The 25,048-nt window shown below is 44.6% G+C and carries 22 protein-coding genes; 12 read left to right on the top strand and 10 right to left on the bottom strand.

Annotated features, from left to right (window positions below; all coding sequences use genetic code 11):
• Window positions 1–87: 87 nt before the first annotated feature.
• The gene (locus tag L4D74_RS16835; protein ID WP_428753444.1) at window positions 88–3,135 is read right to left on the bottom strand and encodes an efflux RND transporter permease subunit; all 3,048 of its coding nucleotides are present in this window, start codon (window positions 3,133–3,135) and stop codon (window positions 88–90) included.
• A complete protein-coding gene (locus L4D74_RS16830) occupies window positions 3,132–4,250 on the bottom strand; it encodes an efflux RND transporter periplasmic adaptor subunit (protein ID WP_428753442.1) in 1,119 nt (372 codons plus the stop codon). The genes L4D74_RS16835 and L4D74_RS16830 overlap by 4 nt, the downstream gene beginning before the upstream one ends.
• Before the next feature lie 164 nt (window positions 4,251–4,414).
• Here L4D74_RS16830 and L4D74_RS16825 point away from each other — a divergent pair, with 164 nt between their 5' ends.
• Window positions 4,415–5,014 carry a TetR/AcrR family transcriptional regulator gene (locus tag L4D74_RS16825; RefSeq protein WP_428753441.1) on the top strand — a complete coding sequence of 200 codons (600 nt, stop codon included), beginning with the start codon at window positions 4,415–4,417 and terminating at the stop codon, window positions 5,012–5,014.
• An 86-nt stretch (window positions 5,015–5,100) separates the two neighbouring features.
• On the opposite strand, the gene L4D74_RS16820 is transcribed toward L4D74_RS16825, so the two are convergent.
• From L4D74_RS16820 to L4D74_RS16795, 6 genes are all read right to left on the bottom strand, one after another.
• Entirely contained in the window at window positions 5,101–5,445 is a 345-nt protein-coding gene (locus L4D74_RS16820; protein WP_265676656.1) for a YajD family HNH nuclease, read from the bottom strand.
• A gap of 92 nt (window positions 5,446–5,537) precedes the next feature.
• On the bottom strand, window positions 5,538–6,164 hold the full coding sequence (locus L4D74_RS16815; RefSeq protein WP_428753440.1) for a CDP-alcohol phosphatidyltransferase family protein: 627 nt from the start codon (window positions 6,162–6,164) through the stop codon (window positions 5,538–5,540).
• Window positions 6,157–6,807: an ATP-binding cassette domain-containing protein gene (locus L4D74_RS16810; protein WP_428753439.1), complete on the bottom strand. Its 651-nt coding sequence runs from the start codon at window positions 6,805–6,807 to the stop codon at window positions 6,157–6,159. Before L4D74_RS16810 ends, L4D74_RS16815 begins: the two co-directional genes overlap by 8 nt.
• Window positions 6,773–8,479, bottom strand: coding sequence for an ABC transporter permease (locus tag L4D74_RS16805; protein WP_428753437.1), 1,707 nt, complete (start codon window positions 8,477–8,479; stop codon window positions 6,773–6,775). The genes L4D74_RS16810 and L4D74_RS16805 overlap by 35 nt, the downstream gene beginning before the upstream one ends.
• Before the next feature lie 6 nt (window positions 8,480–8,485).
• Window positions 8,486–9,691, bottom strand: coding sequence for an ABC transporter substrate-binding protein (locus L4D74_RS16800; protein WP_428753436.1), 1,206 nt, complete (start codon window positions 9,689–9,691; stop codon window positions 8,486–8,488).
• A 285-nt stretch (window positions 9,692–9,976) separates the two neighbouring features.
• On the bottom strand, window positions 9,977–10,369 hold the full coding sequence (locus tag L4D74_RS16795) for a hypothetical protein (RefSeq protein WP_428753434.1): 393 nt from the start codon (window positions 10,367–10,369) through the stop codon (window positions 9,977–9,979).
• A 294-nt stretch (window positions 10,370–10,663) separates the two neighbouring features.
• Between L4D74_RS16795 and L4D74_RS16790 the strand changes: the two genes are divergently transcribed.
• The 5 genes from L4D74_RS16790 (at window position 10,664) to fabV (ending at window position 18,259) form a co-directional block, all read left to right on the top strand.
• Window positions 10,664–11,959 carry a sensor domain-containing diguanylate cyclase gene (locus tag L4D74_RS16790; RefSeq protein WP_428753432.1) on the top strand — a complete coding sequence of 432 codons (1,296 nt, stop codon included), beginning with the start codon at window positions 10,664–10,666 and terminating at the stop codon, window positions 11,957–11,959.
• A 262-nt stretch (window positions 11,960–12,221) separates the two neighbouring features.
• Window positions 12,222–13,406 carry a D-alanyl-D-alanine carboxypeptidase family protein gene (locus tag L4D74_RS16785; RefSeq protein WP_428753430.1) on the top strand — a complete coding sequence of 395 codons (1,185 nt, stop codon included), beginning with the start codon at window positions 12,222–12,224 and terminating at the stop codon, window positions 13,404–13,406.
• A gap of 363 nt (window positions 13,407–13,769) precedes the next feature.
• Window positions 13,770–14,402, top strand: coding sequence for a TetR family transcriptional repressor PsrA (psrA, locus tag L4D74_RS16780; RefSeq protein WP_428753428.1), 633 nt, complete (start codon window positions 13,770–13,772; stop codon window positions 14,400–14,402).
• Window positions 14,403–14,556: 154 nt separating this feature from the next.
• The gene (locus tag L4D74_RS16775; protein ID WP_428753427.1) at window positions 14,557–16,839 is read left to right on the top strand and encodes an acyl-CoA dehydrogenase; all 2,283 of its coding nucleotides are present in this window, start codon (window positions 14,557–14,559) and stop codon (window positions 16,837–16,839) included.
• A gap of 217 nt (window positions 16,840–17,056) precedes the next feature.
• Entirely contained in the window at window positions 17,057–18,259 is a 1,203-nt protein-coding gene (gene fabV, locus L4D74_RS16770; RefSeq protein WP_265676647.1) for an enoyl-ACP reductase FabV, read from the top strand.
• Window positions 18,260–18,330: 71 nt separating this feature from the next.
• Here fabV and L4D74_RS16765 read toward each other — a convergent pair whose 3' ends face one another.
• Window positions 18,331–18,534, bottom strand: coding sequence for a hypothetical protein (locus tag L4D74_RS16765; RefSeq protein WP_428753425.1), 204 nt, complete (start codon window positions 18,532–18,534; stop codon window positions 18,331–18,333).
• Between the two features lie 361 nt (window positions 18,535–18,895).
• On the opposite strand from L4D74_RS16765, the gene thrS reads away from it, so the two are divergent.
• From thrS to rplT, 4 genes are all read left to right on the top strand, one after another.
• Window positions 18,896–20,821 (top strand): threonine--tRNA ligase, encoded by a 1,926-nt coding sequence (thrS, locus tag L4D74_RS16760; RefSeq protein ID WP_265676645.1) that lies wholly within the window; start codon window positions 18,896–18,898, stop codon window positions 20,819–20,821.
• 3 nt (window positions 20,822–20,824) lie between these two features.
• Complete coding sequence (gene infC / locus L4D74_RS16755) at window positions 20,825–21,376, top strand: translation initiation factor IF-3 (protein ID WP_428753586.1); 552 nt, start codon at window positions 20,825–20,827, stop codon at window positions 21,374–21,376.
• 115 nt (window positions 21,377–21,491) lie between these two features.
• On the top strand, window positions 21,492–21,686 hold the full coding sequence (gene rpmI, locus L4D74_RS16750) for a 50S ribosomal protein L35 (RefSeq protein ID WP_250618111.1): 195 nt from the start codon (window positions 21,492–21,494) through the stop codon (window positions 21,684–21,686).
• A 41-nt stretch (window positions 21,687–21,727) separates the two neighbouring features.
• A complete protein-coding gene (gene rplT / locus L4D74_RS16745) occupies window positions 21,728–22,081 on the top strand; it encodes a 50S ribosomal protein L20 (protein ID WP_004401084.1) in 354 nt (117 codons plus the stop codon).
• A gap of 52 nt (window positions 22,082–22,133) precedes the next feature.
• Here rplT and L4D74_RS16740 read toward each other — a convergent pair whose 3' ends face one another.
• A complete protein-coding gene (locus tag L4D74_RS16740; RefSeq protein ID WP_428753423.1) occupies window positions 22,134–23,099 on the bottom strand; it encodes an integron integrase in 966 nt (321 codons plus the stop codon).
• A 250-nt stretch (window positions 23,100–23,349) separates the two neighbouring features.
• On the opposite strand from L4D74_RS16740, the gene L4D74_RS16735 reads away from it, so the two are divergent.
• Both L4D74_RS16735 and L4D74_RS16730 read left to right on the top strand, forming a co-directional pair.
• Window positions 23,350–23,748 (top strand): GFA family protein, encoded by a 399-nt coding sequence (locus L4D74_RS16735; RefSeq protein ID WP_428753422.1) that lies wholly within the window; start codon window positions 23,350–23,352, stop codon window positions 23,746–23,748.
• Window positions 23,749–23,928: 180 nt separating this feature from the next.
• A complete protein-coding gene (locus L4D74_RS16730) occupies window positions 23,929–24,750 on the top strand; it encodes an NAD-dependent epimerase/dehydratase family protein (RefSeq protein ID WP_038891922.1) in 822 nt (273 codons plus the stop codon).
• Window positions 24,751–25,048 lie beyond the last annotated feature (298 nt).

Below are 25,048 nucleotides of genomic sequence, written 5' to 3'. Positions count from 1 at the left end.
TTAATAATCAATGAATGCTAATTAAAAAATGGAGCCTTATGGCTCCATTTTTTTGTGTGGTACTACTTATTTGTGTGGTACTACCGGTTACGGCTCTGAACGAATGCCAAAAAATAGCGCATAAAATAGTGGGATAACCACTAACGTTAAGATGGTGGCAAATAACAAACCAAACATAATGGTGACCGCCATACTTTTGAAAAACGGATCTACCAGTAGCGGTGCGACACCGAGTATAGTGGTCAGCGCACCAAGCATTACAGGTCGGGCGCGGCTTGTCGCAGCGTCGATAATTGCCTGATAGGCCTGCTTGCCTTGTCCTATTTCCACATCAGCTTGGTCCACTAACACGATAGCATTTTTCACCATCATACCGATTAAGCTTAGAAACCCAAGGATCGCCATAAACTCAAACGGGGTTTGGAATAGAATCAATCCAACGGTTACCCCTACCACAGCCAGCGGCGCGGTGAGCCAGATGACAAGCGGTTGACGAATCGCATTGAACATAAAAATAACCGACAGAATCATGGCTGCAAAGCCATAGGGGGCTGAAATAGCAAGCCCTTCATTAGCGTCCTTGGACGCCTTATATTCCCCATACCAAATCAGTTCATATCCGGGTGGGAGCTCTATATCTTCAATATTTTTTTGTATGCTATTAAAGGCATCGGATGTCATTACCCCCGGCGCAGGATCAGCTTGCACCAAGATGGTTGGAACACGATCAATACGTCTTAAAATTGCATCTTGCCAAACAACATCAACCGAGTCTACCAGCTGACTTACTGTGATAAAACCATCCACATTAGCGGCGTAAACTTCGGTGTTTTCTACCGCTCGGTGGTGGTTTCGCTCAGCTTCAGGCGCCCGAACCACAATTGGGATCAAGTCATTGCCCTCTCTAAAAATACCCACATGCCGACCTGCCAGCGTTTGCGCGATGGCTTGATTAATTTCTTGTGTGGTTAGCCCAAAGCGCTGCGCTTTTTCTGCTGAATAAACCGGGCGAAGCACTGGCACCTGTTGTCGCCAATCATCTTGGACAGCAATCAGATTGTTATTCGCTAACATGGCTGCTTTGGCTTGTTCAGCTAACGAGCGTAACACTTCGCTATTTGGGCCTCTAAAACCAGCTTCTATTTTTTTGCCTCCCCCTCGGCCTAGCATGAACTTCCAGACTTTAATGGAGGCATCAGAATACTTGAGCGACAGTTCGCTTTGTAGTTGCACCAGTAGCGGAGCGATTTTTTTATAGTCGTCAATATCAATCAGCAATTGACCGTAGCTGCTGTTACGGGCTTCAGGGGAGTAGGTCAGCATAAAACGCAAACCGCCACCGCCAATAAAGCTCGTGATGTTGGTTACCCCATCTTGAGCTCGAATATCCTGTTCTATTTCAGCAATCACCTGTTCTGTGCGACGGATATCGGAGCCTTGCGGTAAATAAACATCCACCACAAATTGCGCGCGCTGTGAGTCCGGCATAAAGCCCGGCGGAACAAAGCGTAAGCTAAATACTGCACTGACCATCAGTAGCAGTAGCATCGTAAGACTCAGCAATCGATGATGTAATACCCACGCCAATAAGCGCTTGTACATTGCCATTGTACGACTGACCTTTTCCTCTTGTTTTTTCGCTTTCACCTTTAGCAAGTCAAAACACAGTAACGGAGTCACCGTAACCGCAAAGATCCAACTTAAAAACATGGAGTAGAGGATGACCCAAAACAGCGAACCTGCATACTCGCCCATATCTGAAGGTGATAGACCAATAGCACTAAATGCACAAATGCCTACCACAGTTCCGCCTAATAGCGGCCATTGCGCGGCTTTAACAACGTCTGACACGATGGTTTCTTTGTCTTGAACAGGATCTTGCTGTAAACGCACTAAAATGCCATCGGTAACCACAATGGCGTTATCGACCAACATGCCTAAGGCAATAATAAGCGCGCCAAGAGAGATCCTCTGCATTGCAATATCATCAATAAGCATGATGCAAAGGGTACCAGCGACCGTTAACAGCAGAACAAATCCAATAATGATCCCTGATCGAACCCCCATAAAGACCAGCAATACGATGAACACAATCAACACGGCTGCTATGAGGTTGTCGATAAAATTGGCAACCGATGCTTTAACAGAATCAGACTGCATCGAAATAGTATGCAGCTCCATGCCAATAGGGCGCTGTGGCTGTAACTCTAGGAGCCGTGCTTTAACGGCGTCGCCCATTTCAACAACGTTGCCCCCATTGACATTTGAGATACCAAAGCCGATAGCACGTTGGCCGTTGTAGCGCATCAACATGCTTGCTGGCTCTTGATATCCCCGCGTTACGGTTGCGATATCACCCAGACGCATGACCGTGTTACTTTGCCCAACACCAACTTGTAAGTTACGTAAATCGTCAAATGTACGAATGTTAGAGCTGGGTATCACAGGGATACGCATGGCTTTCGTTTCAATCGCACCAGCAACGGTGACTAAGTTTTGTTTTTGCAGGACTTGGAACACTTGTTCTGCGGATAAGCCAAATCTCGCTAAGCGCTCGCTCGAGACTTCAACAAAAATAGTCTCTTGTTGCTCTGCCAGCGTAGCGGTTTTTGCCACCCCCGGAACGAGGACGATTTCACGACGGAGTTGATCCACATAATCTTGTAATTGTTTGTCGCTAAACCCTTCACCAGTGACGGCAAAGAATAGGGCGTATACATCTGAAAAATCGTCATTAACGATGGAAGGCCCTGCACCAGGAGGAAGCTGTCGTTGTACATCATTGATCTTGCGTCTTAGCTTATCCCACACTTGCTGCAGTTCAGCAGTACTGTTGGCAAATTCCAGTTTAATTTCAACAGTGACTTCCGACATTCCTTGTTTGGAGACGGACTTCACCTCTTTTAATTCTTGAAGGCTTTGCACGGCACCTTCGATGACATCGGTCACTTCGTCAGACACCTCTTGCGCAGTTGCACCTGAATAGGAGGTGTGAATGACGGCTTGGCGAATAACAAATTCTGGATCTTCAAAACGCCCTAGCTTTAAGTAGCTGATATAGCCACCAATCAAAATAAGGGCGATAAGAACCCAAACGCTGGTGCGTTTGGCTATGGTATAACGAACGATATTCATTGTTGCGCCTTACTAGCATTATTTCCCACGGACTTAACCGGACGAATGTTCATCCCGTCCTTTAGACTTGATACACCGGCGATCACAACATTGTCACCCTGTGTTAGTCCATCACTGATTTCGACACGTTTTTGGCTCAATGCCCCAACCCCAACGTAGCGTCGAATAACTTGGTTTTCTTCGGTTACCAACCAGACGAACTGCTTGCCTTGATTGTCAGGGACGAGCGCCGTGATGGGTAATGTAATGAGCTGATCAACCAGTGCGTTGTTCTCATCGGTTGGCCTAACTTTTACCGTCATACCAGGCAGCACGCGGTAGCCCTCTAACGAGTCAAAACCCAGTACAACAGCGTATGTTTGACTGATTGCGTCAGCTTGGGTCGCGTGGGTGCGTAAATGTAAATTAAACGGCTTATTTGGTATCGCGGTCACTTCGCCGATAGCGGTTGTACTCCGTAAGCCAGATAGCATGACGCTGTCGGGTATGTGGATCACCACCTCCATATCTTGCAGATCATGCAGCGTAAAAATGGCCGCATTGGCTTGCACCTGTATATGGTTGTCGACAAGTTTCTGGCCAATAACACCGCTAAAGGGTGCTTCGACACGGGTATAGTCAAGTTGACGTTTCGCTTCATCTCGACGGTTGGTTGCGAGATTAAAGCGAGTTGTTAGTTCATCTAAACTGCTTTTTGATATTGCTTGGCTTTTGTCATAAATGGTACGAGCTCGGCGATATTCTGCTTCGACATTGTTTAGCTCTAATTGAGCGGATGCTAACGCGATTTCGGCATCTCTTGAATCAAGTTTCGCGAGAAGTTGCCCTTTAACTACGCGATCCCCCTCTTGAGCCAGTATTTCGGTAAGACGGCCACCAACGCGAAACGAAAGGTCGGCGCGTTCAGCCGCTCTCACCACGCCATTGAAACTTAAATGCTCATTACTTTGGCGAGTTACAGTTTCAATTAATGCGGGACGAATGGCAGGCTCTAAAGCGTGAGGCTTAGATTCAGGCTGGCAGCCAGTTAACAATAAGCCAGAGAGAGAGAGGCCAATAACCAATGCCTGTGTTTTAAGGGTATTTGTTGTCGCAAAAGTATGTGTGTTTTCCACGCTGTTCTCCAAAGCACAAGTTGCGGCCTTAGATTAGAGGCCAAAAGTAAACTCATGAGTTTATTTTTGGATGTTATGGTAGATCTTTGCAAAAGTAAACCCCGAAGTTTACCTTTAGTTGTCATTTTGATAGACTGCTGAGCGAACATAGAGGAGAGGCAGCAATGACTCGTTCTGAGCAAAAAAAACGCGCCATTTTAGAGGCTGCACGAGAAGAGTTTATTGAAAATGGCTTCTCTGCTGCGAACATGAATAATATTTGTAGTGCTGCAGAAGTGTCTAAGCGTACGTTATATCGGTACTTTGAAAGTAAAGAGCTGCTGTTTGAAGCGGTTCTGACCATTGTACAAGAGAGTGTAGAAACAGAAGGTTGCTACCCGTATGACCCTGAAGGTGATTTATATCAACAGTTAGTTGACATTACGTTGCGAGAAGTAGAAGTGTCTTATCGCACCTATGGGATTGCGTTTTCTAGAACGATCATTATGGAGTTCTTTAGACAGCCTGAACTAGCAAAAAGTGTCAGCCAGCGTATTCACCACACCCGTGCGGTTACGCAATGGTTTGAGCAAGCCCTTGCTGATGGCAAGTTACACGCTGCTAATGCAACAACGATTACAAGTGTTTACTTAAGTTTGTTTCAAGGTCAATTGTTTTGGCCGCAGGTGCTTGATCTCGCACCTACTCCTGAAGGAGAGGCATTGCGTATAAAAGTGGAATTGATTGTTGGAACCGTGCTACGAGGCTTTGCAAGTAAGGAATAATTGTCGTTGTTAATTCTTAAGGACTGCAATGATGTTTATGAACAGGTAGGGGGATATTCAGAGCCAAAAATGACTCTGAATGATCGTCATTTCTTCATCATTTTCGCTAAATCAGCGAACGGGTTATGAGTGGCACCTTCATGCTCATCTTGACCCGGTTTGACTTCACTGCCGTAACGGTCGTGGTCGGTGTACTTTGAGTGCTCATGATCGTGGCAATACAGACACAAGAGTTCCCAGTTACTGCCGTCGTTGGGATTGTTCGTATGGTCGTGATCTTTATGGTGAACCGTAAGTTCACGAAGGTTTGAATAAACAAACTCACGAGCACAGTTACCACATACCCATGGGTAGAGCTTTAGTGCTTTCTCGCGGTAGCCGCTTTCTTGGCGTGCATACGCCGAGCTAGAACCCGTGTAATCAGAAGACATAGTAAATCCTTCGTTTTTTCAATTTTAATACTAACGTTAATTTTATCATATTAATGCAGGATTGAGACGATGTCACCGTTAGCCCCATCTCATTATTGCTGATTATTTTTAGCTGCTTTGAGTGTGTGAAAGCCGGAGTAAATACGAGTGAATGTGGTAAACCAGCAAGCGCAGCCGAAAACATAGGCAATAATGGCAAAATGTTGCGGGAATAAACAAAACAGCACGAAGCAAGCAATGGTTTCAGTGCCTTCGGTTAGTCCACTCATATAGTATAAGGATTTGTGCTGATAAACTGGGTTTTCTATGCCCTGTTTTCCTGCCATTACAGCAAACGCCAAAAAGCTTGAACCGGTACCGATAAAAGAAAAAATAAGGAAGGCGCCAGCGATAGCATTGCTTTCAGGGTTGGCAATAACAAATCCGAAAGGGATGAGAGAATAAAACAAAAAATCGAGGCTGATATCGAGAAAACCACCCGCATCCGAGATACCTTGAATACGTGCTAGTGCGCCGTCCAACCCGTCACAGATCCGATTGAGTAAGATGAACATCAGTGCCACAGTATACTGTTCCAATACCAAGGCGGGGAAGGCTAGACAGCCGAGAGCAAAGCCGAACAGGGTGATCTGATTTGCCGTGATATCGAATTGATTTAGTGCTTCGGCGCTTTTTGACAACGGCCAACGAATAACCTTAATACTGAGTCTATCAAGCATGTGTGTGTGCCTCCCATGGCCAAGTATAGACTCGACTATTTAATGGGATGTCGTCCTTGTCGTGAGTAACCATTAACGCGGGAATATTGGCGTCATGTAATTGCGTGACCACCCAGTCACGAAACTGGCTGCGTAATGCCTTATCAAGTTTGCTAAAAGGCTCGTCTAATAGCGCAACTTTTGGCTTTGCCAGCAACATTCTTGTTAAGCTGATCCGTGCGCGTTGTCCGCCTGATAACTGTTCAGGGAAATGGTGGGCAAGTTGTGTCAGCGTAATGGCGTTAAGTGCGCTGAATGCTTCTTCCTTGCGATTTTTGCCCTTTATGGAATTGGGAAGTGCAAATGCCAAGTTTTCCCAAACATTAAGGTGAGGGAATAGCAGATCATCTTGAAATAATATGCCGACGCGCCTTTCATGGGGAGCGAGAGCATCCATAGCCTGATCGTTTAGAATAACGCGTCCAGTGTATGTGAATTCAGCACTTAGGTGCCCAGCGACAGCATCGAGCAGCGTTGATTTCCCACAACCACTAGGGCCCATTAAGGTCACAATTTCTCCCGGTTGAATCGAGATGTTGCAATTAGAAAACAGCACCTCGCCATCACTCTTACGGATGGTGAGGTTTTCTAGAGAAAGCGTCATTGAGTCGTAATCCTTTCACTCGTACCCTTCGATAACGAGTATTTAACCGACTGACCAGTACGGCCAGAGTAAAAAATAACAGTGGAAGCAGCGCTTGGAAAAGCGCATAAATGGCGGTGACACGGCGGTCAAAACCGCTCGACAGCGCAACTGCTTCGGTGGTGACGGTAGAAATTCGCCCCGCCCCGAGAACCAGTGTTGGCAGGTATTGGGCTAGGCTGACACTCATTCCGACCGCCCAAGCAAAGACAATGGCAGGCAGTAGTTGTGGAAGCTTTACGTGGATCCAGGTGTAAACCGGGCCCTTGCCAAGGCTTAATGACACTTGAGTTAATTTTTCATTGTAACTTCTCCAGGGGCCATCTAATGAAAGATACACAAAGGGAAAGGCAAAAAATACATGAGACCAACAGACCCAGAATGCGTAATTTCCATCGCTGACAACCAGCGTCATAATTTGTAAGCCGAACAAAATGCTTAACTGTGGAATAAGCATGGGGATGGCAATGACATACCCCGGGATTTGCCATCGATAGCGGAGTCGATATTCGTGGCCAATAATCGCAAAGAAAAGGGCAATAGTGGCAGAGACTAAAGCGATGGATAAACTTTGCGACAAAACGTCGAGTACACCGTGCCATTCATATTGCCAAAATCGTAAGGTAAAACGGCTTGGAAAAATATCCGGAAAGCGCCACCGCTGGGCAAAGCTCCAAGTGATTAAAAGCGGAACAATGGTAAGCGAAAGCGTGATGATGGCGAGAATAATGATTTTGCCCGGGAGGCGAGGCGCCCAGCGCCCAGAATATTGCCATTGCTTTGCATAGCTGCAGATTATGGATTCGATGAGTCTGGCTAGCAGGATTAACAGTGACGCGATAATAAATAACATGACGGCGCCTGCTGAAGCGCGAGGTAATAGCTGTAGGTCAGGGTCATTGAACCATTGCCAAACGAGTACGGCAAAGGTAGGCGGGTTAGTTGGGCCAAGTACTAACGCCACATCAACGACGGATAAGCTGTATGCGATGACGGCAAGTATGGGAAAACGCATTTTGTTAAACCATTGAGGCATGATGACCTTCCACCATGTCACATGGTGACGATAGCCTAACGCTGATGCTACTTTTATCGTTTCCTGAACTTTAAGCTGTTTAACGATTGGAATACTCATTAGAAGTAGAAAAGGTACTTCTTTTAAGGCCAGCATGAGTGTTAGACCCACGCCATAAGGATCTTTAATAAGCCAAGCTCGCGCCTCTGCGCCGGAGTGCAGGTGGATGTCGAAAAACTCGAGGAGCATGCGAATACCAAATCCAGTTGGCGCAAATAAAAACGCGAACCCGATGGCGAAAGCTACATGGGGCATCGCAAGCAACGGCGACAGCGCCAGTTCGATCTTGTTCCAGATTGGCCGATTCCAGCAGGACTCTAAGATAAAAAAGGTCACTACGCAGGCAAGGTAGCTGCTGGCGAGTGTCGTAAACAGGGTCAGTATCAGTGACGTTTCAACGCCTTGCCAGGCTAATACTTGGCTAAATCCATCCAAAGAAAATGCATACAGGTTCAATGGTGGAATGTAGCCAAGTGATGCCACCACCACACCCAGTAATCCAGGTATGGTTGGTAGTATGCAGACAACGACTAATAGGCCGTACAACAGTCTTAGCATCGTGAACTAGCTACCATAACGCTTTAGCCACTCTTGTTCGAGAGCGGCTTGCCAACTTGGATGCGGTTCTGCTACCGACTTGAATTGCTGACTTTTGGCAGCGGAGCCTTGTAAATACTGCGTTTCTAGCACTGAAGGGTCGCCCCAGACGGTAATGTCACCCTTGCGAGACTGTGCTTCTGGGCTGAGTAGGAAGTTGATGGCAACCTGTGCGCCTGCTTGTGCCTTTGCATTCCATGGAATTGCAAGAAAGTGAATGTTAGATAGTGCACCATTATCGAAAGCGTAGGCGGCGGTGGTTTCGCTTAATGTGCCGCTTTCTTGAGCAGAAAAAACCGCATTGGGGTTAAACGTAATCGCTAAATCAAGTTGCCCATCATCAAGCAACTGTAGCGTTTCAGCGGTACCTGCCGGGAATTGTTTGCCGCCACGCCATGCGACCTTATGAAATGCGTCGAGATACGCCCATAGTGGTTGAGTGACGCCGGCAAAGTCCGCCTCCGCAACAGGTTTTGCTAAAGACGGATCATTTTCAGTTAACTCAATTAGTAATGATTTTAAGAAGCTGGTGCCATGGAACTCAGGCGGTTTTGGGTAGCTGAGTTTACCGGGATACGCCTGCGCGTAGTTGAGCATTTCTGAGTATGACGTAGGAGGGTTATTAAGTGTTTGAGTATCATGGATATAGACGAGCTGTCCGACCCCCCAAGGAGCTTCAAGTCCGTCGGTTGGTACCGAGAAATCAACATCGATAGGCAAGGATTTATCTACGTATTGCCAACTTGGTAGAGAAGTGACAAAAGGGCCATGAAGAAGTGCATTTTCTTTCATGGATTTGAAGTTCTCGCCATTAATCCAGACCATGTCAACGCTGCCATTTTTGGTCTTACCAGCCGCTTTTTCTGCCAATAATCGAGCACTGGTTTCAGCAATGTCGGTCACTTTGACATGCTTTAACGTGACGCCATATTGTTGCTGGATTTGTTCACCCGCCCATTGTAAATAACGGTTAATTTCTTGGCTGCCACCCCAAGCATGAAAGTAGACAGTCTGACCGTTAGCCTCTTTTACAATCGAGCCCCAGCTTTTTTCTGACGGACTGTTGGCTGACGTATTGCTATCTAAAGCATGGCTGTTTTGTGCGTAGAGTTGAAAAGGCGAAAGACTGACGATGGTGGTCAGCGCGACGCGGCTGAATGTTTTTTTATTCATTTTATCATCCATTGTGAATAGTGTGGCAAACCATGCCGAGTTGTTAATAAAAGATACTAAAGGTTAGTGTGTCAGAATCAATAGTGAGTTTGCTTTCAGGTCAATACACCCGCAAAATTCTTAATAATCATGAAGCTTATGACACTCGACCGGACAAAATTAAAATAAATTTCAATGATTTTGTTTATTTATAGCAGAGATGAGCGAAAGCAGGTTTGTACGGTGGGAGATGAGATTGGGTAGACGATAATGCCGTGATCATTTCACGGCATTATAATGGTTAGGCTAATTGTTATTTTTAACCAGTCCATTACGCATGAGACCGCGTCTGACGCTGTGGCATAGTTTTCCAAAACGACGCAGTTCTTCAAAATTGGGTGTGATGCCGCGATCTAGCGCTGACTCCCAGTAGCTCACTTCCGTTTCAACCAATTCCAATAGTTTTTTTGGACAGCCTATGCATGAATTATCAGGGCCACATTTGAATGTGGACTCATCGTATAGCGGCAGTTCAGCTTTGACTTGAGTAATGAGTGTTTTAGTTGCCTCGTTTAAGTTGGGCTTGCGACAAATACTGGGCTTGCGAGAAATAAGCGTACTAGTGGCGGCTACATGATGGGCTTTGTCGTTAAGTTGCTGATTAACAATGCTGATTTTGTGATCTGTTTGAGTATGCATAGCGAGCGCCAAGAATAGGAAAGGCGCGATGCTATTGCATAAAGAACCTGGAATATATGCCTCGAAATGAGTAATCAAACAGGAGTTTGATCTGTCTCAATTTTGAGCATTTTGTAAATAACGGTAGGCCAGTGATTCGATTTTCCCTGATTACACGCTTCAATGTGATGAGAGGAGCTATTCATGTCGATAGTTTCTAATGTCGATAATGGTCTAAACATTTAGACGCAAGTGCAATTGAGACGAGAGTGCAACTGAGACCACTAAATAGACAGTTAAGTTGATGGATGCGGAATGGATGCCGTAAGAGGTGACAGGGAAGTGACTGAAAAGAGTGCCGCTAATTTGAATAGTGCGATATTGAAACTATTTGATGTAACGTCTGTACCGACGATAATCACAGATTCGTCCGGTAAGCTTGACTATGTCAATCAGGCAATGCTGAGTTTATTGGGTTACACGAAAGATGAAATTATGTCGGATCATGTGGTGATTACACATCCAGACGATAGAAGTCTCAACAAGGTTATTCGTAGTAAGCTCGAGCAAACCCCGGATGAACCAGTAGAAATTCAAAAACGTTATCAACATAAAGATGGGCATACCATTTATGCTTTGCTTTGCATTGTCGCCCAGCGGGACGATGAGAGCTCTGTGACTCATTTTGTTTCGCAAATCCGTGATCTATCGATTGAACGCCAATCTCAAGCTGGAGAGTTGTTACTAGAGCAATTGGTATTGAAGTCTAATGATGCCATTTATGTAGTCGATCCTCCATCAGGGCAAATTCTTAACTGCAATGAATTAGCGTATAAGCGCTTAGGGTATACTAAAGCGGAGATGTTACGCTTAAGCGTGCCAGATATTAATCCGTTGTTTAAGCCTCCAGTCTCATGGGGCAAGCATGTCTCTATCATGAAAGTTGAGCGCAGTAAATATATTGAAGCGACGCACAGAAGGAAAGATGGCACAGAATTACCCGTTGAAGCGAGCGTGAACTTGGTTGAACACAACGGTTGTTCCTACCTGTTGGCCATTGTTCGTGATATCTCGGAACGAAAAGCGAGAGAAATTAAAGTTATTGAAGAGCAAAACCTTGATCCATTAACCAACCTACCTAACCGTCGACTATTGGAACGCCGATTGAAAGCCTTAATCCACGATAGCCAGAGCTTTACACAATCCATTGCCTTCCTTTATTTAGATGTCGACAATTTCAAGCTCATCAATGATCACTATGGCCATACGATAGGCGATGAAGTGTTAATAGAACTTGCGCGGCGAATAAACGACTTCACTCGCCAGTCCGATATCATTGCACGCTTAGGAGGCGACGAGTTTTTGATCGTGATGAGTGGAATTAAAAACCAACCGCATGCACAAAGTATTGCCGAACATTTGTTACAAGTCTTTTCGCATCAGTTTATCACTCATGATGGAGAAGAAATTGCGGTTAGCTTGAGTATTGGTGTTACGCTTTGTAAAGAATCGCAATGGTGTACAACAGACGCGATTGCGATTGCCGATAAAGCCATGTATCAAGCAAAGAAACACGCTGGTTCGGCGATTGCCTTTCTAGATTGCCAATAAGCCCGCCATGCTAGCGAGTGGCGTTGGCTACCTTTTCAAATTGATAGATTGACGTGTATCCCTTATCGGGTCTACATGCGATCTATCCCTGCAATAAATCTTACAAAAAAACCATGTGAAATAACTGATTTTCAACTAGTTTGATGAGAGGGGATCCATTTATCCGCTCTGTTCAGAACTCGATGAATTTATAACATCAAGCGATGCCGCATTTCCTCTATCGAAAACGAATGGAGCAACCATTATTTAAGGAGTAAGTGAGATGAATAGATCATTGTCACTGCTATTTGCATCGATGACTTTGTGTTCGTCCGCTACCGCTTTTGCGTTGGTGACACCAAACCCACCAACATTAAATGCGAAAGGCTATGTGTTGATGGATTACCAATCTGGTGCAATTTTAGTGGGCAAGAATCAAGACGGGGCGTTAGCACCAGCCAGCCTGACAAAGTTGATGACGGCTTATGTTGTGGGCAAAGAAATTGAATCGGGCCGTACTAGTTGGGACAGTAAAGTGGCCGTGAGTGAAAATGCATGGTCGGTAAAATTCCCAGATTCATCAAAAATGTTTATCAAACCAGGTGACAGCGTCACAGTGGCAGATTTGATGCGTGGTTTAATCATACAGTCTGGCAATGACGCTGCAGTAGCGTTAGCGGAACATGTGGCGGGCACAGAGAGTGGTTTTGTCGCATTAATGAACCAATGGGCATTGTCGCTGGGAATGAGCAGTACAGAGTTCATCAACGCCCATGGACTTGATGGTGAAGGGATTCATACTACGCCGCAAAATATGGCAATCTTGATGCAACGTATCATTGAAGACGTACCAGAGGTTTACGAGCTGTACTCGGAAAAACGTTTTGTTTGGGCTGATATTAAGCAATATAACCGAAACCGTTTATTGTGGGACAACTCACTCAACGTGGACGGTGGGAAAACGGGTTATACATCAGAGGCAGGTTACAGTTTGGTCAGCTCTGCGACGGAAGGGCAGATGCGATTGATTTCTGTTGTGATGGGGACGCCAAGTAAACAAACTCGAGTAGAGGCTTCTAGGCAGTTACTCAATTATGGTTTCCGTTTCTATGAAACAGACCAACTGGCAGTAGCGGATAAGGATGAACGTTCGGTTCGTATTTGGAAAGGTGAGGGTAAGAACGTCTCAGTGGGTTTTGAGCAGGATGTCTATGCCACTTATGTGCGAGGAAATGGCAGACAGTTGTCCAAAGAAGTCGAAATTTATGCGCCGCTCATTGCACCAGTGAAACAAGGCGATATTGTAGGTAGCGTGACATGGCGAGTTGGCGCAGAAGAGATCATGACGGAACCTTTGGTCGCTAAGTCGAGTGTTGAACAAGGATCTATTATTACTCGTATTATTGATACTGTGGTGCTTTGGTTTAAGTCGTTGTTTTCAGATACCAAGTCGCTGTGGGAAAGTTAGGTATTTAAACATCTAAGTAACCACTTTCGAAGAAAAAGCTCAAACAAAAAAAAAGCCCAAACCAATGGTGGTTTGGGCACATACAAATATAGGAGTTTATAAGAAAAAAGCAGCATTGCCGCCAGTAATGAAAAATCAGTGGAAATGTGTTCATCGGTTTATTACTGACTGCATAATAATAGACCCCCTTCTTTTGCGTTAGTTCCGTTTTCTTTTCAAAAAATTCAAACAAATTTCTTTTTGTAACCGTTTGATGTTCTGTGACCTTTTGGGTCTCTGGTCTAACCAGTTTTGAAATCTTTGATGTTAATCACTTGTTATATTGCTGTTGCGGGGGTATATTCAAACATATGTTTTATACGGATGATTGAAATGGCAAAGATAACCACCAAAGACAAAATCTTAGATGTAGCCGAGGTATTGTTTGCCGAACAGGGCTTTAATGACACTTCCCTGCGTACGATTACCAGCAAAGCGAATGTCAACTTGGCATCGGTCAATTATCATTTTGGTGATAAAAAAACCTTAGTGCGAGCGGTATTGAATCGCTATTTAGAAGCCTTTATGCCAGCGGTGGAGAAAGCTCTGTATGAGTTAAACGATCGCGATACCTACACGATGGAAGAAGTGTTTGTGGCATTGAAACAGCCGCTGTTGAGCTTGAATAAAGTGAAGCCTAATGGCGCCAGTCGTTTCATGTTGTTAGTGGGGCGTGGCTATACCGATGTACAAGGTCATTTACGCTGGTTTATTACCACGCGCTACACCGAAACTTTGGCGATGTTTACTCAATCGATATTAAAGGCGAATACTCAGTTAACCCCCGAAACGCTGTTTTGGCGGTTGCATTTCACCCTAGGAACGTGTGTTTTTACCATGGCGTCAAGCCAAGCCCTTTCAGAAATTGCATACAGTTCATTTGAAAGAAATGTTGATGCGGAAATGATCATCGACCAAATTATTCCGTATTTGGCTGCCGGCGTCGCCGCTGATTAGCCAAGATGGTTAACTCGAGTTTTTATATTTAACTCGACAATTGTTTACGTGTTTCCCCCTTTCAACCATGGTTGATAGGGCTGTACCTCAAAGTTTGTACCCTAAATAATTATTTTAAAAAACAAGACAAATTGTGAACAAAAGGATAGGTAACATGAGCTCTCTAAGAAGAAAATGGGTAAGTGACCCAGCGTTTAAAATGTTTAAAAAAGTACTGCCACCACTATCCGCAACAGAGCGTGAGGCCATGGAAGCGGGCAGTGTTTGGTGGGATGGGGAGTTGTTCTCTGGAACACCTAATTTTAAAACATTACACCAATATCCCAAACCTACCCTGACGGCGGAAGAGCAGTCGTTTATGGACAACGAGCTTGAAACGCTACTGGCGATGCTTGATGACTATAAAATTGTGACTGAAGATCGTGATCTCCCGAAAGAAGTGTGGGACTTTTTACGCAAAGAACGTTTCTTCTCACTGATTATTTCCAAAGAATATGGCGGTCGTGAATTTTCTTCATTGGCGAACTCAACGATAGTGACCAAAATTGCAACGCGAAGTATTAGTGCGGCTGTATCGGTTATGGTTCCAAACTCGTTGGGCCCTGGTGAGCTATTATCCCACTACGGAACACAAGAGCAAAAAGACTACTGGCTACCACGTCTTGCAGACGGAACGGATATTCCGTGTTTCGCACTGACGGGCCCTGAAGCAGGCTCCGATGCTGGTGGTATCCCAGATAAAGGTATTGTGTGTTATGGCGAGCATGAAGGTAAAGAAGTGCTTGGTATCCGCCTTAACTGGAACAAACGTTACATCACCCTTGCCCCTGTTGCGACGGTATTAGGCTTAGCCTTTAAGCTTCATGATCCTGACCAACTGATGGGTGAGAAAGAAGATTTAGGTATTACCTGTGCATTGATTCCGGCAAACCATAAAGGTGTGGAAATTGGTGAGCGTCATGACCCAATTCACCTTGCATTTATGAACGGTCCAACACGTGGTAACGATGTATTCATTCCTATGGATTGGTTAATTGGCGGCGCTGATTACGCAGGTCGCGGCTGGCGTATGCTGGTGGAATGTTTGTCAGCAGGGCGTGGTATTTCATTACCAGCACTGGGCACGGCAATCGGGCATCTCACAACACGAACTACCGGGGCGTATGCCTATGTACGTAAGCAATTTGGCATGTCGATTGGTAAGTTTGAAGGGGTGGCAGAGGCCATGGGCCGCATTGGCGGTTTGACGTATCTGCTTGAAGCCACGCGTACCATGACGACAACGTCTCTTGATATGGGCGAAAAACCAGGCATTGTTACCGCTATCGCGAAATACCACATGACGGAGATGGCGCGTACCATTCTAAATGACTCCATGGATATTCATGCAGGGCGAGCGATTCAAGATGGTCCGATGAACTATTTAGCCTCCAGCTATCTTGGGATCCCTGTAGCCATTACGGTGGAAGGGGCGAACATTTTAACCCGTAACTTAATGATCTTTGGTCAAGGTGCCACGCGTTGTCATCCTTACGTGCTAAAAGAGATGGAAGCGGCAGCAAACCCAGATGAAAAGCAGGCATTAGCGGACTTTGATAAGTTACTATTCAAGCACATTGGTCACGCGACGAAAAATACCTTTGGCGCATTTGGTGCGGCATTAACAGGCTCCGCTTTTGTTGGGGCGTACATGAGTGGTCCAACAAAGCGCTACTATAAAGATCTGACAAGGCTTAGCAAAGCCTTAGCGGTAAGTGCGGATTTTGCCATGCTAACGCTTGGTGGTGACCTAAAACGAAAAGAGACGATTTCAGCTCGCTTAGGTGATGGATTGGCGTACTTGTTTATGGCGTCGGCGGCACTGAAAAAGTATGAAGATGATGGTCGTCAGCGTGCGGATCTAGACTTTGTTCATTACGCAGTTCAGCACTGTATGCACCATGCTGCGACGTCTTTGAATGAAGCGTATCGTAACTTCCCAGCACGTTGGGCAGGACGAACCTTAAAAGGCTTGTTGTTCCCAATTGGTAATCACTTTGAAAAACCATCGGATGAAATTGGCCTTAATATCGCTAAAGCAATGATGGTACCAGGTGCGCAACGTGACCGATTAACCCAACTTTGTTATATCGGGCCTCAAGAGGATGACAAAATCGGCTTAATGGAGAGCGCTTTCATTGCGATGTTCGACATTCAAGATCTGGAGAAGAAACTATTCAAAGGTGTAAAAGAGGGCAAGGTAGCGAAAAAAGGTTTGCTCAACGAGCGCTTGGCTCAAGCTCTGGAAGCGGGTGTGTTGACACAAGAAGAAGTCGACAAAATCAACGCAGCGGACGCATTGCGTTATAAAGCGATTCAGGTGGATCACTTTAGCCATGATTTGAGAGAGGTCAGAACACACAGTGAAAATAAGCCTAAGTTAAATAGTGTGGCCTAATCACTGAATCCTGCCGAGGATAACTCCGTTCGGTGCGAGAAACGTAACCAGTAAATCCAAGAAGGGCGCTTATGCGCTCTTCTTTTGCTCTCAAGAAAAGACGATTTTGCTCTGAAAGTGCTCCAACCACTTAGGAAATTAAGGGGTTTTGACAGAAATAAGATGCGATTTGTCTTTGAACCTTTTATCCTAACAAGGATTTTTTGAGGAACTGAATATGATCATCAAACCCCGAATTCGTGGATTTATCTGTACTACTACTCACCCAGTAGGTTGTGAAGCTAACGTAAAAGAACAAATTGCTTATACCAAAGCGCAAGGCCCAATCGCGAATGCACCAAAGCGTGTGCTTGTTGTTGGTTCTTCTAGTGGTTACGGCCTTTCTTCTCGTATCGCTGCGGCATTTGGTGGTGGTGCGTCAACAATCGGCGTATTTTTCGAAAAACCAGCGACTGAGCGCAAGCCAGGTACTGCGGGTTACTACAACTCAGCGGCATTTGAAAAGTTGGCGAAAGAAGAAGGCCTTTATGCGAAAAGCATTAACGGTGATGCCTTCTCTCATGAAGCAAAACAAAAAGTTATCGATCTGATTAAAGAAGACCTTGGTCAAATCGACATGGTTGTTTACTCACTAGCGTCACCTGTACGTAAGTTGCCAGATACCGGTGAGCTGATTCGTTCATCGCTAAAACCAATTGGTGAGACATACACGTCTACCGCAGTTGACACTAACTCTGACACGATTATTGAAGCAAGCGTTGAGCCTGCAACAGAAGAAGAGATCAAAGATACTGTTACCGTTATGGGTGGCGAGGATTGGGAATTGTGGGTTAACGCACTTTCTGATGCTGGTGTCTTGGCTGATGGTTGTAAGACTGTTGCTTACTCATACATTGGTACAGAGCTAACGTGGCCAATTTACTGGGAAGGCGCATTGGGTAAAGCGAAAATGGACTTAGACCGTGCTGCGTCTGAGCTAAACGCTAAGCTTGCAGAAAAGGGCGGCAGTGCAAACGTTGCTGTGCTTAAATCTGTTGTGACTCAAGCAAGTTCAGCTATCCCTGTTATGCCATTATATATCGCGATGGTCTTTAAGAAGATGCGCGAAGAAGGCATTCATGAAGGTTGTATGGAACAGATTCACCGTATGTTCTCGCAGCGCCTATATAAAGAAGATGGTACAGCACCTGAAGTAGACGACAAAAACCGTCTGCGTCTTGATGACTGGGAACTGCGTGAAGACATTCAGAAGCACTGTGAAGCACTATGGCCACAGATCACTTCTGAAAACTTGAAAGAGCTAACGGATTACGTTGAGTATAAAGAAGAGTTCTTGAAGCTATTTGGCTTTGGTGTTGAAGGCGTGGACTACGAAGCGGATATCTCTCCACTCGTAGAGTTCGACGTTATCGACCTATAAATAGCGAATTAGCTAGTACAAAATCGAAGAAGGAAGCCTAGTGCTTCCTTCTTTTTTATTCGCCATGCACCTTATTCGCCACGCACCTTAATATCATCGATTCGCTGTCCATTCGCCAGTTGAATAATAGCCGTTGCTTCTGAGTTTAAATGGTTGTTTTCATCGTGCATGTTATCAATTTCAATCACTTCACTTCCTAGCAGAAGGTGTCCATCGCGATAGACATTGGCGTGGCCGTTTTTATTGAGTCTGACGTAATAATCTAAAGTATCCATACTGTTCACCTATCCATATTCGTTAACTAAATAACTTTTATTCAAACGAAGGGCTCGCCGAAGAAATTGACCGCCTTACACTATAAATATTAGGAAACTTGTTTGTTAATTCAATATTGATTCAGTGACCATGGAAGAGGCATAGACAAACTCAGTAAGTAAAACTGTGATGAGCGATAGAATTCGATTGTTATTTAACACTCATTAGTTACAATGTCGCATTGCGTTAAAGGGTGCATCTGTATTTGTACTCAATAGCGCAATTTTCTCTATAAATAGTGACAGTCTTACCCTGCGTAAGGTTGTTAATCATTAATGCAAGTCTTGCTTGGTGTGCAAGACCACTGTAATAGGATTATACATGCCTGTAATTACTCTTCCTGACGGCAGTCAGCGTTCATTTGATGCCCCTGTTTCTACTCTAGATGTTGCCCTTTCTATTGGTCCTGGTTTAGCGAAAGCAACCATTGCTGGCCGTGTAGATGGCGAACGTGTAGATGCTTGTGATCTTATCGAAAATGATGCAAGCCTAGAAATCATCACGGCAAAAGACGAAGACGGTCTAGAGATCGTTCGTCACTCTTGTGCTCACTTATTGGGACATGCGATTAAGCAATTGTACCCAGACGTAAAAATGGCGATTGGTCCTACGATCGACAATGGCTTTTATTACGATATCGATCTAGAAGAATCTCTAACACAAGATGATATAGAGAAGATCGAAAAGCGCATGAAAGAGCTTGCTAAAACCAAATATCAAGTGGTTAAGAAAAAAGTAAGCTGGCAAGAAGCGCGCGACGCATTTGAAAGCCGCGGCGAAACTTACAAAATTGAAATCTTGGATGAGAACGTCTCTAAAGATGATCGTCCAGGTCTATACCATCACGAAGAATACATCGACATGTGTCGTGGTCCACATGTGCCAAACATGAGCTTCTGCCAGCACTTTAAACTGCTGAACGTAGCAGGCGCATACTGGCGTGGTAACAGCGACAACAAGATGTTGCAGCGTATCTATGGCACGGCATTCCACGACAAGAAAGCACTGAAGGCGCATCTAACACGTCTAGAAGAAGCTGCTAAGCGTGACCACCGTAAAATTGGTAAACATCTGGACTTGTTCCATATGCAGCAAGAAGCGCCTGGTATGGTGTTCTGGCACCACAACGGTTGGTCTATCTTCCGTGATTTAGAAGTCTTTGTTCGTGAGAAACTGACAGAATACGATTACCAAGAAGTAAAAGGCCCATTGATGATGGACCGCGTACTTTGGGAACGTTCTGGTCACTGGGACAAATACGCAGAAGCCATGTTCACAACCTCTTCAGAGAACCGTGAATACGCTATCAAACCAATGAACTGTCCTGGTCACGTACAGATCTTTAACCAAGGTCTTAAGTCTTACCGCGATCTGCCATTGCGCATGGCTGAGTTTGGCTCTTGTCACCGTAATGAGCCGTCTGGCGCATTGCACGGCATTATGCGTGTTCGTGGCTTTACTCAAGATGATGCTCACGTATTCTGTACCGAGCAACAAGTTCAGCAAGAAGTAAAATCTTGTATTGAGATGGTTTACGATACATATCAGACTTTTGGTTTTGACAATATCGTTGTTAAACTATCTACGCGTCCTGAAAAACGTGTTGGTTCTGATGAAATGTGGGACCGTGCAGAGTCGGATTTAGAGCTTGCGCTTAAATCTATGGACATCGCATATGAGATTCAAGAAGGTGAGGGTGCATTCTATGGACCTAAAATTGAATTTACTTTGCATGATTGTTTGGACCGAGCTTGGCAATGTGGTACAGTGCAGCTCGATTTTGCACTACCAGAGCGTTTAGGAGCAACTTACGTAGGCGAAGATAACGAGCGTCACACGCCAGTTATGATTCACCGCGCGATTTTAGGTTCACTAGAGCGCTTTATTGGTATTCTAATTGAAGAATATGCAGGCTTCTTCCCAACATGGTTAGCTCCAGAGCAAGCTGTTGTTATGGGAATTACTGACAAACAGTCTGAATATGTTCAAGAAATTACGAAAAAACTGCAAAAAAGTGGAATTAGAGCCAAAGCGGACTTGAGAAATGAGAAGATTGGCTTTAAAATCCGCGAACATACTTTGAAACGTGTACCGTATATGCTCGTTTGTGGCGACCAAGAAATGGAAGCTGGCGAAATTGCAGTACGTACTCGTAAGGGCAACGATTTAGGTAAGTTTAAAGTGGATGACTTTATCGCATACATCCAAGCCGAAATCGCAAGCCGTAAGCTCAATCTGGAGGAATAACCTATTAAAGGCGGAAGACGTGGCCAACAACCGGCCAAACAAAACCAGCACCGTTTAAACGGTGAAATTCGTGGCATTCGTGAAGTTCGTCTAACAGGCGCAGATGGTGAACCTGTTGGTATCGTTCTGATTCAAGAAGCGCTAGATGCAGCTGTAGAAGCTGGTATGGATCTTGTAGAGATCAGCCCTAACGCCGAGCCACCGGTCTGTCGTGTGATGGACTATGGTAAGTTCCTCTTTGAAAAGAGCAAAGCTGCTAAAGAGCAGAAGAAAAAGCAAAAACAGGTTCAGATTAAGGAAATAAAATTCCGTCCTGGAACTGATATTGGAGACTATCAGGTAAAACTACGCAACCTGACTGGTTTCCTTGAAGACGGCAACAAAGTGAAGGTAACAATTCGCTTCCGTGGCCGCGAAATGGCTCACCAAGACATCGGTGTTGACGTTCTACATCGTTTGAAAGCGGATACTGAAGAATTTGCAGTAGTCGAATCTTTCCCAACGAGAATAGAAGGTCGCCAGATGATCATGGTGTTGGCCCCTAAGAAGAAGTAATTTACGGCTTGCAAGTAATATAACCTTGCCGTTCCTTCTCAAAGAGGGACGCGGTAGGGTTTTATTCGCCTAATTACTATTGTTTAATTAACTCAACAATGCGGAGTTCTTCATCATGCCTAAGATGAAATCCAACAAAGGTGCAGCTAAGCGTTTCAAGAAAACAGCTGGTGGTATCAAATTTAAGCACGCTGGTAAACGTCACATCTTGACTAAGCGTACTACTAAGAACAAGCGTCAACTACGTCCGAATGCAATTCTTCCTAAATGTGAAGTTGCTGCAGTTCTACGTATGTTGCCATACGCTTAATTCTTTTTAGTTTATCAATCGTTTAGTTTAGGAGAGACATAATGCCTCGCGTAAAACGTGGTGTACAAGCTCGTGCACGTCATAAGAAAGTTCTAAAACAAGCTAAAGGTTACTACGGAGCACGTTCACGTGTTTACCGCGTAGCTTTCCAAGCTGTTACTAAAGCAGGTCAATACGCTTACCGTGACCGTCGCAACAAGAAACGTCAATTCCGTCAACTGTGGATTGCACGTATCAACGCGGCTTCTCGTCAAAATGGTCTATCTTACAGCCGTTTCATCAACGGTCTTAAGAAAGCATCTATCGAGATCGATCGTAAGATCCTTGCTGATATCGCTGTATTCGACAAAGCTGCATTCGCAGTTCTAGTTGAAAAAGCGAAAGCTGCTCTTTAATTAGCAGTTTAGATCTTTGATAAAGGAGAGCATTTGCTCTCCTTTTTTATATCTATAAGATAGAAGACAGTGGGCTGGTTACCCCACTAGCACCACGATTAATGACATGTGTGTATATTTGAGTGGTTTTCACATCAGTATGCCCTAATTGTTCTTGTACCGTGCGTATATCGGCACCGCTTTCTAATAGATGTGTAGCAAAAGAGTGTCTTAATGTGTGGCAGGTCACTGGTTTTTGCAGGTTTGCTTTTGTAGCAGCGCTTCGCACTGCTCTTTGAATACTAGAAGGGTGGACGTGTTGTCGACGAAGAAGTTGATTTTTCGGGTCGATACTAAGTTTGACTGATGGAAACAAATAATGCCAACCAAAATCTAGGTTAGCATCTGGGTATTTTCGCTTTAGTGCATGTGGTAAATACACCCCTGAATAGCCTTTGGTTTGATAATCCATTTGGTAGTAATGTTGAGCCCGATTCTTTTGTTCTTCCAGTGAGCTCATCAACTTCTCTGCCAGTGTCACGATTCTATTTTTAGCCCCTTTCCCTTGCCAAACCCTTATTGCTTTGTAATCTGAGTCAATGTCATTGACCCTAAGCCGAACACATTCCATAACTCGCAGTCCCGAACCGTACATAAGCTGTACTGGTAGCATGAAATTCGGATTCACACACTCAATGAGCCGAGTGATTTCAGGTTTTGTTAGCACAACAGGGAGTTTTGTCTCTTGATGTGAACGCTTGAACTTCAGCTCAGAACTAATGGGTGTTTTTTGGATTTCCTTGTACAAAAAGTGCAGTGCATTTAGCGCGAGTGCCTGTGTCTTGGGGGCGACATGCTGCTTTACTGCAAGGAAAGTAAGGTACTCTTCCACTTCATGTGATCCCATATCCCGAGGGTGCTTTTTTCCATTAAAAATAATGAAATTTTTTATCCAATATAGATAGGTCTCGATCGTGCGTTTAGCGTAATGCCGAGCATACATGTAGTCCGAGATATACAAGAGGTAGAGTGATTTCATTGTCTTTTAAGTGATGTATAAATAAACAGTAGTATTGATTTTAGCCTATTCGCCGAACTATATGAGCATAATGATGCATACCGTGAGTCGCTTCACATTAATTCCACGCGTAATGCACTGATTACATTGAAAGTTCGTGTTAAATTGAACGAGTACTGCTGTCAAGTAGGGGCGGTAGCATGGGGTGACTATACGAGCGTGGTGCAGTCTAATACATGTTATGCATACTATTTAGTTTTGGAGAACCAAATTGAAAGGAAGCTGTTTGTGCGGTGATGTTACGTTTGAACTGTTGAGCGAACTACCGTCCATCTATCAATGCCATTGTTCCCTATGCCGAAAAGTTTCGGGCTCTTCGTCTAATTCAGCTCTGATAGTAAAAGCGTCTAATTTTAGATGGTGCTCGGGTGAGCATTTAATTAAATCCTATTCCACCAAATCAGGCTTCAAGTCGGAGTTCTGTACTCAATGTGGTAGTCCAGTTCCTAATTTAACTACCAGTAGTGACTCATATTGGGTACCAGCGGGCTTAATAACAGATGCTACTAATACAAGTGTAACGGCACATGTTTTTGTTAGCTCAAGAGCTGATTGGGATAAGGGTTTCTTAAGTGACAATATCCCTAAATTCGAGAAGATGCCCCTGTGAGCGATCAACGAGGTACGTTTCGTGGAGACGTATGCATAACAAATTGTTCAAGCAGACAGCTAACAGTTGGCGATTTTGGTTTGAATTGAGATTAGTGATTACGTTGCTCTTGTTTGAGTGTAGTGGTAGTTAGCTGCTACTTAACAAGGCGTTATGTGTAATCGAGAGTTCAGGGAAAGAATGAAAGTACTTATATCAGGATCTAATGGGTATATTGGTAGCCACGTGACTAAGATGTTTGTCGAGAGTGGCTTTGAAGTTTCAACTTACAGCAGGTCTAATGGTGTCTTACCTCTTGCTCGGAAGCTTACCGATGTGCTATCAGATTTCTCTGGTTACTTTGATATCGTTATAAATTGTGCTCGCCCACATTGGTCAGAATTTTCACCGGAGGAAATAGCTGATATAGAGTCCAAGCTGCTCACGCAGCTGGATAGACTAGCGGCTGATGGAGCAACAAAAATCCACACATCGGGCGTTTGGTTATTTGGCAATGCTTCTCACAATGACCTGAAAGAATTTAGGCTTAAGCCTCTAGAGGTGGTGAAACCGGACACAGTTACAATAGGTTGTGCTATCAAAAAGAAGTGGCATGTCGTTTACTGTCCTAGTTTGGTTTATGGTGGTGAAAACTGTCAGCTAAAGCGGATTGTAGACTCCTTATCTGACCAAACTCTCCAAGTAGCGATACCATCTCAAGGTTACAACCAATATATCCATGTTAATGACATCGCTCGATTTTATTTGGCACTGGTTCAAGGTAAACGTCCGGCTACACAACACTTTATTGCTGAGACTAAGGGGTATAGCCCCGAAGCATTTTCTCAATTGCTACTCGACTCTCGAGTCGTAAAGCGCGTTCACGAGTGCAGTTGGAGTGACTTTGAGAAATACCATGGCTCTTCGGCAGTCGAAATTGAAAAGCTAAATCTTAACCTTCCAATTAGTCCCTTGTTTGAATCGACTGAGTCATTAAGGAAGTACATAGAAAATTACACATAACAAATGCTTCAAGTGGATTCGTAACGCTTGGCAATTTTGGTGTAACTGTCGGCTTATGTGTTTACGGTGGTCAATTTAAGTTTGGTGGTGCGTCACTCACCACTTAAGCAGGCGTTATGTTTCCATTCAATCACGGAGGATAGATGAACATAGAAAGAAGATTAGCAGAACTTGGCTTGGAGTTACCTCAAGCCAGTGATCCGCAAGGTAGTTATTGTAATTGCGTTCGAACAGGCAATTTACTTTATGTCTCAGGAAAAGGTCCAGTAGCTGGTTTAAGTGTCGTACCCAGAGGTAA

The sequence above is a fragment of the Vibrio cionasavignyae genome (assembly GCF_050337155.1).
GTDB lineage: Bacteria > Pseudomonadota > Gammaproteobacteria > Enterobacterales > Vibrionaceae > Vibrio > Vibrio nomapromontoriensis.
Note: the sequence above shows the minus strand (reverse complement) of the source record. Positions and strands in the feature narration are given on the sequence as shown.